Raw genomic sequence first — 13,203 nt, 5'->3', positions numbered from 1 at the left:
CGAGCATGAGCACCGTCCAGCACACCGAACTGACCTGTGCCCGTTGCGGCACCGACACCCCGCACGACGTGGTCTACGCCGGCCGGCTGCTGGTCCAGGTCACGTGCACGGCGTGCGGCAAGACGCTGGAACGGGACGTGCGCGCGGACTACCTGGCGGACCTGCGCCGCCGGGTGGCGAGCAAACCGAAGCGGATGCTGCGGCGGCTGCGCAAGAACCCGCTCCGCTTCGCGGGTTCGCTGCCGAAGACGGTGCCGGCGAAACCGCTGGAGCTGCTGTCGGAGATCGTGGTGGTGTGGCGGGCGGGCCGCACGCACGACAGCACCCGGTCGGGCTCGCGCAACCCCTGACGCGCGCGGTCAGCTCGCCAGGATCTGCGGGGACAGCTGCTTGAGCATCGCGTTGGTCCACTTGAGCTGCCGCAGCGTCTGCGGGTGGCAGCGGGCCGTCAGCTCCAGCAGGTCGCCGTCCTTGACGGCCTGGGCGCTCTGGCCGAGCAGCTCCCAGTCCAGCGACACGCCCGCACACGTGCGGTGCAGGCGGCGCAGGTCGGCCAGCAGGAGCAGCCCGGGCTCGGGCCGGCTGCTCAGCAGCTCGCTCACCGCGGCGCGCACCGGCGCCAGCGGGCCGGACGAGCGCGGCACCTCGGTGCTCAGGTCGAGGTCGTAGGACCGGCCCGCCTCGGCGAGCGCCCGCACGTGGTCGCGGGACCAGCGCGCGAGATCGCCGGCGACGTGGTGGATCTCCGGCTCGTCGCGGTGCCGGTCGGCGGCCTTGAGCAGGTCGCGCGCCAGCGCCGTCTCCGCGCGGTGCAGCTCACGCAGCGCGAGACCGACCTTCATCCCGCACCTCCGGAAGACCGGGCGAGCGCCGCCGCGGCGGTCTTGAACAGCGGTTGTTTGGACACCGGGTCCCAGTCGGTGACGGTGAGCTCGTTGGCGGCGCGGTGACCGTCGTCCCCGGTGGGGTCGTCGGTGTCCCAGTAGCCGTAGTGGAACGGCAGGAACAGCACGCCCTCCCGGATACCGCCGGTCCGCACCCGGGCGCGGACGGTGCCGCGCGGGGTGCGGATCTCCGCGAAGTCCCCTTCGGACAGTTCGTGTGCGCGGGCGTCCGATCCGGACACCTGCACCCACACCTCCGGTGCCGCGTCGCGCAGCTCGGGCGCGCGACCGGTCTTGGTGCGGGTGTGGAACTGGTAGATGGTGCGCCCGGTGATCAGCGCGAACGGGAACTCCGGCGACGGTTCCTCGTGCGGCGGGAGGTATTCGGCCGCCTTGAGCATCGCCTTGCCGTCCGGGTTCGCGGCCCGGTACTCGGCGGGTTCGGCCGGTGCCCCGGTGATCAGGTCGCGGCCGTAGGTCTCGCAGTAGTCGGGGTGGGCGAAGAACTTCCCGTCGGTGTAGAGCCGCTCGGTGCCCTCCGGGTGCTCGGCCGTGCACGGCCACTGGATGCCACCGTCGCGCAGTTTCGCGTAGGTCAGGCCGGTGTAGTCGCACGGCCGCCCGGCGCTCGCGCGTTTCCACGCCTCGAACGCGGATTCCGGGTCGTGCCAGGACGGGAACGGCTGCCCGTCGGCGTCGCGGAAGTCCATGCGGCGCGCGAAGTCGAGCCAGATGTCGAGGTCGGCGCGCGCCTGGCCGGGCGGCTCGACGGCCTTGTCCGACAGGTGCACGGTGCGGTCGGCGTTGGTGAACCCCCGGTCTTCTCGCCCCACATCGCGGCAGGCAGCACCACGTCGGCCAGTTCCGCGGTCTCGGTGCGGAACGCGTCCTGCACCACCACGAACAGCCGGTCCTGGGACAGGATCGAGCGGATCCGGCGCAGCTCGGGCAGGGACACCGCCGGGTTGGTGGCCGAGATCCACAGCAGGCGCAGGCTCCCGTTCTCCGCGTACCGGAAGATCTGCATCGCGTGCGTCGGCGGGGTGTAATGCGGGATCTGCAGCGAGTCGAGGTTCCACAGCCCGGCCAGCTCGGCCACGTGCGCGTCGTTGGACCAGTTGCGGAACCCGGTCAGGTCCCCGTCCGCGCCGCATTCGCGGGTGTTCTCGGCCGTCGGCTGCCCGTTCATCTGCAGCACCCCGCAGCCCGGCCGGCCGAGCATGCCGCGCAGCAGGTTGATGTTGTTGACCTGCACGGCCGCCGCGGTGGCCTGGTGGGACTGGTAGAAACCCTGCAGGACCGTGCACAACAACCGTTCCGCGCGGCCGAGGAGCCCGGCCGCCAGCCGGATGCGCTCGGCGGGGACGCCGCAGATCTCCGCGGCCCGCTCCGGCGGGTAGTCCTGGACTGCGGCGGCGAGCTCGTCGTAGCCGACGGTGTGCCGCCGGACCCAGTCGTGATCGACCCAGTCGTGGGCGATGATCTCGTGCAGCAGCGCGTTCATCAGCGCGACGTTCGTGCCGGGCAGCGGCGCAAGGTGGATCGCCGACGCCCGCGCCACCGGGGTCTCGCGCGGGTCGACGCACAGCAGGGCCGGCGGGTTCGGCCCGGCCAGCCGGTCCAGGATGCGCATCCACAGCACGCTCTGGGTCTCCGCCACGTTGTGCCCGAACAGCGCGATGACGTCGGCGTGGTCGACATCGGTGTAGGAGCCGGGCTGCCCGTCGCAGCCGAAGGACTCCTTGAGCGCGGCCGCGGCGGTCGCCGTGCACAGGCGGGTGTTGCCGTCGAGGTGGTTGGTGCCGATGGCGCCGTGCGCGATCGCGGCCAGCGTGTAGTACTCCTCGCAGAACAGCTGGCCGCTGGTGTAGAAGCCGACGCCGCTCGGCCCCTGCTCGTCCAGCACCGCCCGGGTCCGCTCGACGATCAGCGACATCGCCTCGTCCCAGCTCGCCTCGGCCAGCCGCCCGTCCCGGCGGACGAGCGGGGTGCCGAGGCGGTCCGGCGAGTTGCTGGCCTGCCAGCCGAACAGGTCCTTGACGTCCACGCGCCCGTGGTTGACGCGGTCGCCGGCCCGCCCGCGGACGCCGGCGATCCGGCCGTCCTTCACGGCCAGCTCCAGGCCGTCGCCGTTGGAGTGCAGCACCGCGGCGGTGGGCACCCACCGGTCGACATCGTCCTCGGTGAGGCCGTCCGCCAGCTGCACGTCCACCCGCACCGGCCACCGCTCTCCCGGCCCGTACGGCGTCCGCGCGCCCCACGGATCGGCCACGGCGTCTCGCCCCACCCCGGCTCCTTCCCGCATGATCCAATCGCACCCCGCTTACCCCGGCGGCGGGAGTTGAAACTCCAGAGCGGCGAGATCAATTCACCAAGAAGCACGGAATGGGTCACGACTTCCCGCGGGAACGTTCTTTTGTCTCATTTTTCCGGCGCTTGGCCCGAGTAGTTCCTTTTGCGCGTTGAACGTCGTACTCTGATGTGCTGCTCCAGCTCAGCTGACCACATCGCACTGATTGCGAGGACAGTGATGACCGAGTACGAGCCGCAACCGGGCACCGGCCGGACGGAGGGCGCGAAATCTCCCCGGATGAGCACGGAGATCATCGACGTGCTGATGCGGGGCCTGGTCGCAGCCCGGGACCGCCTCGGCGCCGGCGAGGTGGAACCGGACAGCCTGGTCTGCGCCGGCCTCTACTACGACGGTCACCACTACTGCCCGGTCCTGTACCTGAACTAGCACCGACCAGCCGCGGGAGGAAATGCCATGACGGAGCCGGACTCGGCCCGGAAACCGGACCAGGGCGGTGACTCACCGGATCTGGACCCCAGGGCGGAATTGCTCAACGTTCTCATCAGAGGACTGGAAACAGCGCGGCGGAAGTCCGCACACGACATCGGAGCCGAGGAGCCGGTGGAGCTGTTCTGCACGTACGCGTACGCCGAGGCGGGCACCCTGTTCTGTCCGCTCTTCTACATGCACTCGTGACGGGACCGCCACGATGACTGCCGAGACACTGGACGGGGCGGGTCCGGTCGAGGAGACACTGGCCGACGGCGTGCCGTTCGGGCGGTACCGGTACATCGCCGAAGGGGTGGCGGCGGTTTACACCAACCTGCTGACCCTCCTGGCCGCCGACTCCGCCGCGGCGAAAGCCCTCCTGGACGGACTCGATGGGATGAGCTGGGAGTCCCGCAGCGCGGTCTTGCGCGACTCCTTGGTGCGGCGCACCATCGAGGACGGCGCGTGCCGGATCATGATGGGGCTGGACACCATCGACCCGGCGACGCTGGACGAGCTGCTGACCGCCGCCTGGTCCGCCGCGTCCGGGAACCGGACGCTGCTCGACGGCGGCGAGCGCGGCGCCCTCCTCGGAGCGGATTCCCGCTTCGGGTACGTGTGGACCGGCGATCACGGCAGCGACCTGCCCGGGCGCCGGTTCACCGAAGAGGTCCACAAGCGGATTCCGCGGTTCCGGATCCACGGGGCCACGCCGGAGCAGGTCGACGTACTCGCCCGGAGCGCGCGTCTCGCGGTGCGGGTCGCGCCGGACCTCGCGACGAGCGCGCTGTCGCACAACTTCATGGTCGTGCTCGGCGCGTTCGAGGCGGTGGACCACCGGTTCAACTCGTTCACGGTGCCCGGCCTGCCGGGCGTGCTCATCCTGTCGCCGGACCTGCTGTCCAGCGACGCCGGCTACACCGTGGTGGCCGAAGCTCTGTTCCACGAAGCCTTCCACCTGAAGTTCCTCGACCTGGACTACGTCCATCCGCTGTTCAGGTCCGGGTTCCGGCAGGAGACCTCACCCCGGATCACCCCGGTGTGGCACGAGAACGACCCCGGCCGCGGCGACTGGCCGATCGACCGCGTCCTCACCTCGATGCACGTCTACCTCGCGCTCACCGTGTTCCTGAACCGGGCCGCGACGGAAGTCCCGGACTGGGAGAACGCCGCCGCACGCGCGGTGCAGTGCCGCACCAGGGCGAGCTGGCTCTGCGACACGGTCCAGCAGCACCTCGGCGAGCTCACCGATTCCGGCAGGCGGTTCGTGGCCTCGATCCGCGACATGCTGGCCGAACTCGGCGCGGTCCGGTAGCGGGCCGGGCAGCACGGGGAGACCACCGAAGCCACCGAAGCCACCGGAGCCACCGGAGCCACTGAAGCCGGTGCGCCGATCCACCGGCCACCCCTTGACATCCCTGCGACGCGGAACACACACTGGCGGCTGCAAAAACGGTTTTCCACGACGAGGAGAAGCACCGTGAAGGTGGTCGCACTCAGTTCGAGTCCGCGCCGGGACGGAAATTCCTGGGCACTCGCGCAAGCAGCAGGCAAGGGGGTGCGCGAGGCGGGGCACGAACTCGACTTCGTCCACCTCACCGACTACGTCGACCGTCCCCTCGGCGACTGCCGCCAGTGCCGGCTCAGCAACGGATCGTGCAGTGTGGACGATGGCTACGAACGCCTGCTGCTCGACCACGTCCTGCCCGCCGACGCGATCATCTACGCCACTCCCCTGCACTGGTACGGGATGACCGGCAGGCTCAAGGACTTCTTCGACCGGTTGTTCTGCTACACCTCGGCGAGCTCGCCGCACGCCGAAGTGGCCAATGCCGGGTTGATGCACAAGCGCGCCGCGGTGCTGATCTCCTGCGAAGAGAGCTACCGCGGCGCCACGCTGGGACTGGAGGCGCAGTTCCAGGAACTGACCCGGTACCTGCGACAGGATCTCGTCGGGATCGTCGTGGGCGTCGGCAACAGCCGCGGCGAGGTCGAACGCGACCCGGCGCGCCCGCTGGAGGCCGCCGCCGACCTCGGTCGGCGGTTGTTCGACATCAAGGTCACCGACTACCGGCTGGACACCGAGCGGTCCAACCGGGTCTGGAGCCCCGCGCCACCGGACGAGACCTACTGAGCCGGGCCGCCGCAGGGCGGCCTTTTCCCCGGCTGCAAAAACGTTTTACCAATAGAAGGGACAACGATGTCCGCACACCAGTCCGAGCAGGTGGACCGGGCCAACGCCCGCGCCCTGCGCCTGCTCTACGACGCCGAACCGGTTCTGGTCGACGTCCGGCCCGCGATCGAGGTGATCCCGGGCATGACCAAGGACACCGTGCTCACCTCCGGGCCACCACTGCACTGGGACGCCTACACCGGCGGTCAGCGCACCGCCATCCTCGGCGGCGTGCTCCACGAGGGCCTCGCGAGCAGCACCGCCGAGGCCGAGCGGTTGCTGAGCCGGGAGGCCGTCCGCGTCGCCGGGTGCCACGACTTCGGGGCCGTCGGGTCGCTGGCCGGCGTCACGACCGCCTCGATGCCGGTCCTGGTCGTCGAGGACGCCGGATCCGGCAACCGCGGCTACTGCACCCTGTTCGAAGGTGCCGCGCCCGCCCGGCTGAACTACGGGGTGTACGACGCCTCCGTCCAGCAGAACCTGGAGTACCTGGCGAGCGTCATCGGCCCCGCGCTGGGTGCGGCCGTCCGCTTGCTGGACGGCGGCATCCCGCTGCGGCCCATCATGGCCCGCGCCCTCCGGCAGGGCGACGAGCTGCACAGCCGCAACACCGCGGCCTCCGCGCTGTTCCTCCAGGAGATCCTGCCCGGGCTGTTCGACCTGGGCGCGGACCTGGCCCGGGAGGTCGTCGCCTACCTGACCTCGGGTGACTACTTCTTCCTGCGACCGTCGATGGCGGCGGCCAAGGCGATGGCCGACCGGATGTACGGCGCCGAGGGCTCCTCCGTGGTGACCGCAATGGCGTTCTCCTGCGCCGAGTTCGGCATTCGCGTGGCGGGGCTGGGCCCCCGCTGGTTCCGGGGGCCGTTGCCGGAGGTCGAGCACGCCCGCTTCTTCCCCGGGCACGACCTCGGCGACATGGAGATCATGGGCGGCGAGAGCCTCATCACCGAGGTCTGCGGCCTCGGCGCCTTCGCCCAGGCGGCCGCCTTCACCCTGCAGAACTACCAGGGCAAACCCGAGGTGATGGTGCGCCGCAACCTGGAGATGTACCGGATCACCGCCGGTGAGCACGAGGTCTTCAAGATCCCGTTCCTGGAGTACCGCGGCACTCCCGCCGGGATCGACGTCCGGAAGGTCGTCGCCACCGGTGTCACCCCCGCCCTGGACGTCGGCATCGCCGGGAAGGGCGGCGGGCAGATCGGCGCCGGCTCCTTCCGCGCCCCGCTGCAGCCCTTCGCCGACGCCTGCGCCGCCCTCGACCAGCTGAACTGAAGGAGACCCCGATGGACACCGTCAACCAGATCGATCCCGACCACACCCGGCTGGCCCGCGAGCTGGCCGGCCAGGGCGTCAAGTACGCCGTCGCCGCCTGGGTCGACGTGCTCGGCCGGCCCAAGTCCAAGACCGTCCCCATCGACCACCTGCCCAACCTGCTCGCCGGTTCCGAGCGCTACACCCCGCGCGGCATGGGCGGCATCGGGCGCATGAACCCGGTGGAGGACGAGATCGCCGGGCTGCCGGACCTGTCCACCCTGCAGGTGCTGCCGTGGGACCGCCGCGTCGCCTGGATGGTCGCGGACATGTCGTTCGGCGGCCGCGAGCCCTACGCGCTGTGCCCGCGGTCGATCCTCAAGCGGCAGATCGAGGCAGCGGCCGAGATGGGCTACGTCTGCCAGCTCGGCGTCGAACCGGAGTTCTACGTGTTCAAGCCGGAGTCACTGGACGCCGGCAGTGCCGGCCTGGTGCCCATCTCGCTCAGCGAGCAGATCCGCCCCTCCCCCGCCTACGACGTGCAGTCCACTCTGGACTCGATGCCGTTCCTCGACCGGATGTGCGACTACCTCACCGAGCTCGGCTTCGGCGTCTTCAGCTTCGACGCCGAAGGCGGGGACGGCCAGTACGAGTTCGACTTCGCGCACGCCCCGGTCCTGGAGTCGGCCGACCGGATCACCCTGTTCCGGCTGGCGGCACGCCAGGCGGCACGGGAGTGCGGGCTCTACGCGACCTTCATGCCCAAGCCCTACTCCGACCTGTGGGGTTCCGGTGCGCACTTCAACATGAGCCTGGAGGACCGCGCCGGCGTCAACATGTTCCGCGACGAGACCGGGCGCCAGGGCTGGTCGAAGGAGGCCTACCAGTTCGTGGCCGGGGTGCTGCACCACGCGCCCGCGCTCACCGCGCTCGCCAACCCCACCACCAACTCCTACCGCCGCCTGGTGGACCGGCTCGCCGACGGCGAGATCTCCTGGGCCCCGACGAAGATCAGCTACGGCTACAACAACCGGTCGTGCATGATCCGGCTGCCCGCCAACCGCCCGGCGCTGGAGAACCGCGCCGTGGACAGCGCCGCCAACACCTACCTGACCGCGGCGTTCATGCTCGCGGCCGGGCTCGACGGGATCCGCCGCGGACTGGACCCGGGCGACCCCCGCGACGACCTGTCCTACACCGGCGACATCCCGCGGCTGCCGCGGACCCTGCTGGAGGCGGTCGAGGCGTTCCGGACCGATCCGCTCACGGCGGAGGTGTTCCACGAGGCGTTCGTGCGCGACTACGCGGAGATGAAGATCGGCGAATGGGAACGCGCCCACCGGGACGTGACCGACGCCGAACGCGACGCCTACCTCCTGAACCTGTGACCGTCGTCGGCATCGTGGCCGCCCACCGCGACTGGACGGTGGCCGTGCCGCGCAACTACGTGGACTGCGTGCTCGCCGCGGGCGGGGTTCCCGTGCTCCTGCCGGTGTCCCTCACCGGCGCCGACCTGGTCGCGGCGTTCGACCAGGTCGGCGCCCTGCTGCTGGCCGGCGGCGGCGACGTCGACCCGGCCCGGTACGGCGAACGCCCGTCGGCGACGCTGCACAAGGTCGATCCGGAACGGGACGAATGCGAGATCCAGGCGTTCCGGCTGGCCGTGGCGAAGGGCCTGCGGGTGCTCGGCGTGTGCCGCGGCGCCCAGCTGATGGCGGTGGCCACCGGCGGACGGCTCGTGCAGGACCTGCCCTCGGCCGGATTCGGCGGGCACCTCGACGTGCACCGGGACCGCACTTACGCGGGACTGCGGCACGAGGTCAAGGCCGAGCCCGGTTCCCGGGCCGAGCGGGTGCTGGCCGGGCTGACCGAGATCAATTCACACCACCACCAGGCGATCGCGGACCCGGGCGAGCTGCTCGTGCCGACCGCGTGGTCGGCCGACGGGGTGATCGAAGCCGTGGAGGCGACGAACCTGCTCGGCGTGCAGTGGCACCCGGAGACGGCCGCGCGTGTGGACGGCCGCCACCTTCGTGCCTTTCACTGGTTGACCGGCGGAGACAGGGGTGTACCCGATGAACTCTGACGTCATGAAAACCACCGGCGCGGCCGAGTTCGAGGACCGGGTCGGCAAGATCGAGCGAACCGGGATCGAACACATCCCCGAGGAGGCGCGGAAGTCCCGGCCCCGGAACCTGTTCACCATTCTGTTCGGCGGCAGCCTCACCTTCAGCGTCATCATCATCGGCTGGTTCCCGATCAGCTTCGGGCTGAGTTTCTGGCAAGCCACCTCCGCGGTGGTGGTCGGTTCGGCCGTGGGCGCGGCGCTGCTCACGCCGACCGGCCTGTTCGGGCCGCGGACCGGCACCAACAACCCGGTCTCCAGCGGGGCGTTCTTCGGCGTGGCCGGCCGGCTCATCGGCTCGTTGCTGGAGGCGACCGCGTCACTGGCCTTCGCCGCGCTGAGCATCTGGACCGGCGGTGACGCGCTGGCCGGTGCGCTGAGCCGGTTCTTCGGGATGACCGACGCCACGGTCGCCCGGCTGGTCGCCTACGCGGTGCTCAGCGTGATCGTCACGCTGGTGTCCGTGCTCGGCCACGCGAACATGGTGGCCGCGCAGAAGTTCATGATCCCCACCGCCGGGCTGTGCCTGCTGGTCGGTATCGGGGTGTACGCCCGGCACTTCGACGCCTCCTACGGCGGCACCGGGCACTACGCCCTGGGCTCGTTGTTCCCGACCTGGGTGGCCTCGGCACTGCTGTGCGCCTCCACGGTCGCCTCCTACGGGGCGTACGCGGGTGACTGGACGCGGCACATCTCGCGCAAGCTGCACACCGACGGGTCGGTGATGCGCGCGATGTTCCTCGGCGGCCTGTTCGGGCTCGGCGGGCCGTTCATGTGGGGCACGTTCACCGCCACCGCGGTGTTCAACAACGGCGGGTTCGCCGCGCCCTACGTGCTCGGGCTGGTCGACAACGCACCACTGTGGTTCGTCCCCGCGCTGATCTACCTGGGCCTGGCGTCCGGCACGGCCCAGGCCGTCATCAACACCTACGGCACCGGGCTGGACACCTCGGCGATCATCCCCCGCCTGAGCCGGGTCCAGGCGACACTCGTTGCCTGCGTCCTGGCCACCGGACTGGTCTACGTCGGTCACTTCAGCCATGCGGTGTCCGCGGCCGTCACCGTGTTCCTGCAGTTGCTCGCGTGTTTCTCGATCCCCTGGATCATCATCGTCACCATCGGGCACGTGCGTCGCCGGGGCTACTACGATCCCGACGCGCTGCAGGTGTTCAACCGCGGTGAACGCGGCGGCATCTACTGGTTCCGGCACGGGTTCAACCTGTGCGGGCTCGGTGTCTGGATCGTGGCGACCACCGTCGGTCTGCTGTTCTCGGCGAACGAGTGGTTCACCGGCCCGGGTGCTCACCTGTTCGGCGGAGCCGATCTCGGGTTCCTCGTCGCAGGGTGTCTCGCGGCGCTGCTGTATCCCCTGGTCGTGCGGGTGTTCCCGGAGCCGGCCGAGGTGTACGGACCGAGCTGAGCCGTGCCCCGTCACGGTGGCCGGTGTGCGCTAACCTGACCGGGTAGGACGTCGAGCCCGCGTGAGGAGTGCCGTGCCGCCGACCATCCGTGACGTGGCCGCGGCGGCGGGAGTCTCGATCACCACGGTGTCCCATGTGCTCAGCGGTCAGGGACGCATCTCCGAGGCCACCCGCCGCCGCGTGGCAAAAGCCGCGGCGGATCTGGGTTACCAGGCCAACATCCACGCCCAGCAGCTGGTGACGCGGCGGAGCCGGACGCTGGCGATCCAGCTGGCGAACTCGGTGGAGGCCACGACGAGCAGTGCGCTGGTGCCGAATTCCGACTACTTCCTCGAGGTGCTCAACGGAGCAGCCGAAGCCGCCACCGGGCGGTCCTACGCGCTGCTGCTCACACCGCCCGACGCCGACCTCGAAGCGCTCGACGCGTTCGCGGTGGACGGCGCGATCCTGGTCGACCCGCGCGGCGACGAACCGTTCTTCGCCACCGGCTGGAGCCGGAACCGGCCGCTGGTGACCACCGGCCGTCCGCTGGCCCGCAAGCGGCGGGTACCGGTGGTCGTAGACAACGACCTGATGGCCGCGGCGCGGCTGATGCTGGACCACCTGGCGGGCAACGGGTACCGGCGCCCGGCGCTGATCACGACCGACACGTCCCGCTCCTACACCGCCGACCTGGTGGCGGGCTACCGCGAGTGGTGCACCGGCCACGCGGTCACCCCGCAGGTGGTCGAGCTGGACGAGCCGCCCACCACCGAGGGCGCGGCCACGGCGCTGGGCCGGCTGCTCGACCAGCGCACCCCGCCGGATGCGATCTTCACGACGTCGGAGAACCTCGCGCTCGGCGTGCTGCACGAAGCACAGCGACGCGGCCTGGCGGTGCCCGCCGGCCTCGGCATCTGCAGCGCGGTCGACAGCGGTGCCCTGCAGCTGACGTCGCCGCAGGTCACGGGGATGTTCGTGTACCCCCGCGAGGTCGGGCGCCAGGCCGCGATCGCGCTGATGGACCTCATCGACGACGGGCCGCGCCGCACCACCCGGCGCATCGAGATTCCCGTCCGGCTGAACGCGCGGGCCTCCACGCTCCGCGGCACCCCGCAGGCGGGCTGAACGCGGGGGCGGCCTCCGCCGAGCGGCCGTGGTCAGTCGTCGACGGTGCGCAGCAGCCGCCGGATCTCGGGGGACGGTTCGATGTCCAGCTCGGCCCGCAGCAGGTCGCGGTAGCGGCGGAACTGCCGGATGGCCTCGGTGTGGTTCCGTTCGAGCAGGTGCACCCGGATGATCGACCGGTGCGCGCTCTCCCGCAGCGGATCGATGTGCGCGCACACCATGGCGGTGTCCAGCGCCTCCACGTACCGGCCGGCGTCGGCCAGCCGTCCGGACGCCGCCTCGAGCGCGTGCAGCCGCAGCTGGCGGAGGCGTTCCCGCGCGGTCAGCACCCAGTCCTCGTACCAGCCGCAGAGCAGGTCACCGACGTGCAGCAGGCGCAGGATCTCGCCGGTGTCCGGCGGCTCGTCCGACCCGCCGTAGAGGATCGACTCGGCGGCCTGGACGAGGTCGTGCACGTCCACCGACACCGACGGCGCCAGCGCGAGCATCTGCCTGCTGACCTGGATGACGCCCAGGTCGCGGGTCGCGAGCCGGGACAGCGCGGACCGCAGGTTGGCGTAGGCCTGCGCGTCGGATCGTTCCGGCCACAGGGTGCCGGCCAGGTAGGAGCGGTTGTGCGGGCCGTTCAGCGCGAGGAGCGCGATGAGCCGCTGCGCGGGCCCCGGCACGTCGACGTCGACCTGGTTGCGGGTGAGCCGCCAGGACGGCAGCAGGCGCACCGCGAACTCGGGGCGCGGTACCGGTGGGTGCTCGGTTCGCGCGCCGATCGTCCGCTCCGCCGAGCGGCGCACCGGCACGGCAACGCGCGGCCGCGGCGGAACGGCGTCCAGGTCGGCGGGACCGCCGTACCCGGTGCCGGCCTGCGCGACCGCGCCGGTTCTCGGTTCTGACTGGGGACGGGACCAGGTCGGCACAACCGGGGCTCCTCTCGTGTGGGAACGAGTGCCCGCTTCGTGCGTCACGGCGCGATCGAACCATCCGAGGCCGAAGCAGGGGCGCCTGCCGGGCCGGCCCACCCGGTGGCCCCCCGATGGCCATGACCGGATACCCGGGCCAGCCGGATTGAACATCATTAACGAAATTGTAGCAGCGCCGGATTCCAATTTCGAGCAGAGGCCCGATCCGAAATAGAACCCGATCGAGTGGCGGGGATCGATCCATCGAGCGTTTAGCCCGCGACGGCCAGGTGGACGAGGGGATTCTTGTTGCACCGCAACAGGTGTTACCCCGCAAGACGATCCCACGCGGACGGTCCGTGACGACTGCCGCCACGCTCCGGAATCGTCACCCGGCCGATAGATCGCGGACGTCGCGAAATTGCGCGGTACGCAGTGAATTCGCCACATTTTGATGTTGGTCATTTCCGGTGGAGATCCTCCCGGGTAACCACGGCCCGGCCACGCTCCGGTGACGCCGTCGTCACGACCGGGCCACCACCCGGCGATCGCGCGGTCACG

General features: G+C 70.8%; 12 protein-coding genes and 1 pseudogene. 10 read left to right on the top strand and 3 right to left on the bottom strand.

Features of this window, described 5'->3' with window-relative positions; genetic code table 11:
* Positions 1-5: 5 nt before the first annotated feature.
* On the top strand, positions 6-350 hold the full coding sequence (locus FHX46_RS11110; protein ID WP_167113058.1) for a hypothetical protein: 345 nt from the start codon (positions 6-8) through the stop codon (positions 348-350).
* A 9-nt stretch (positions 351-359) separates the two neighbouring features.
* Here FHX46_RS11110 and FHX46_RS11105 read toward each other — a convergent pair whose 3' ends face one another.
* Positions 360-842, bottom strand: coding sequence for a hypothetical protein (locus FHX46_RS11105; RefSeq protein ID WP_167113056.1), 483 nt, complete (start codon positions 840-842; stop codon positions 360-362).
* Positions 839-3,189 (bottom strand): annotated as a pseudogene (locus FHX46_RS11100) (molybdopterin oxidoreductase family protein). Before FHX46_RS11100 ends, FHX46_RS11105 begins: the two are co-directional and overlap by 4 nt.
* A gap of 225 nt (positions 3,190-3,414) precedes the next feature.
* Between FHX46_RS11100 and FHX46_RS11095 the strand changes: the two are divergent.
* The 9 genes from FHX46_RS11095 to FHX46_RS11055 all read left to right on the top strand — a co-directional run bounded on the left by FHX46_RS11095 (position 3,415) and on the right by FHX46_RS11055 (position 11,746).
* Positions 3,415-3,624 (top strand): hypothetical protein, encoded by a 210-nt coding sequence (locus FHX46_RS11095; protein WP_167113054.1) that lies wholly within the window; start codon positions 3,415-3,417, stop codon positions 3,622-3,624.
* 27 nt (positions 3,625-3,651) lie between these two features.
* Positions 3,652-3,873 carry a hypothetical protein gene (locus tag FHX46_RS11090; protein WP_167113052.1) on the top strand — a complete coding sequence of 74 codons (222 nt, stop codon included), beginning with the start codon at positions 3,652-3,654 and terminating at the stop codon, positions 3,871-3,873.
* 13 nt (positions 3,874-3,886) lie between these two features.
* Positions 3,887-4,981 (top strand): aKG-HExxH-type peptide beta-hydroxylase, encoded by a 1,095-nt coding sequence (locus tag FHX46_RS11085; protein WP_167113050.1) that lies wholly within the window; start codon positions 3,887-3,889, stop codon positions 4,979-4,981.
* Between the two features lie 165 nt (positions 4,982-5,146).
* Entirely contained in the window at positions 5,147-5,800 is a 654-nt protein-coding gene (locus FHX46_RS11080; protein WP_167113048.1) for a flavodoxin family protein, read from the top strand.
* Positions 5,801-5,866: 66 nt separating this feature from the next.
* A complete protein-coding gene (locus tag FHX46_RS11075) occupies positions 5,867-7,114 on the top strand; it encodes a YlbE family protein (protein WP_167113047.1) in 1,248 nt (415 codons plus the stop codon).
* A gap of 11 nt (positions 7,115-7,125) precedes the next feature.
* Positions 7,126-8,481: a glutamine synthetase family protein gene (locus FHX46_RS11070; RefSeq protein ID WP_167113044.1), complete on the top strand. Its 1,356-nt coding sequence runs from the start codon at positions 7,126-7,128 to the stop codon at positions 8,479-8,481.
* Entirely contained in the window at positions 8,478-9,179 is a 702-nt protein-coding gene (locus FHX46_RS11065; protein ID WP_208400107.1) for a gamma-glutamyl-gamma-aminobutyrate hydrolase family protein, read from the top strand. Before FHX46_RS11070 ends, FHX46_RS11065 begins: the two co-directional genes overlap by 4 nt.
* Positions 9,169-10,638 carry a purine-cytosine permease family protein gene (locus FHX46_RS11060; protein WP_167113040.1) on the top strand — a complete coding sequence of 490 codons (1,470 nt, stop codon included), beginning with the start codon at positions 9,169-9,171 and terminating at the stop codon, positions 10,636-10,638. The genes FHX46_RS11065 and FHX46_RS11060 overlap by 11 nt, the downstream gene beginning before the upstream one ends.
* 73 nt (positions 10,639-10,711) lie before the next feature.
* Complete coding sequence (locus tag FHX46_RS11055; RefSeq protein ID WP_167113038.1) at positions 10,712-11,746, top strand: LacI family DNA-binding transcriptional regulator; 1,035 nt, start codon at positions 10,712-10,714, stop codon at positions 11,744-11,746.
* 32 nt (positions 11,747-11,778) lie between these two features.
* On the opposite strand, the gene FHX46_RS29015 is transcribed toward FHX46_RS11055, so the two are convergent.
* Entirely contained in the window at positions 11,779-12,660 is an 882-nt protein-coding gene (locus FHX46_RS29015) for an AfsR/SARP family transcriptional regulator (protein WP_167113036.1), read from the bottom strand.
* Positions 12,661-13,203 lie beyond the last annotated feature (543 nt).

The organism is Amycolatopsis viridis, assembly GCF_011758765.1.
Classification (GTDB): domain Bacteria; phylum Actinomycetota; class Actinomycetes; order Mycobacteriales; family Pseudonocardiaceae; genus Amycolatopsis_E; species Amycolatopsis_E viridis.
The sequence above is the reverse complement of the archived record's forward strand: the minus strand, read 5'-3'. Positions and strand labels throughout refer to the sequence as shown.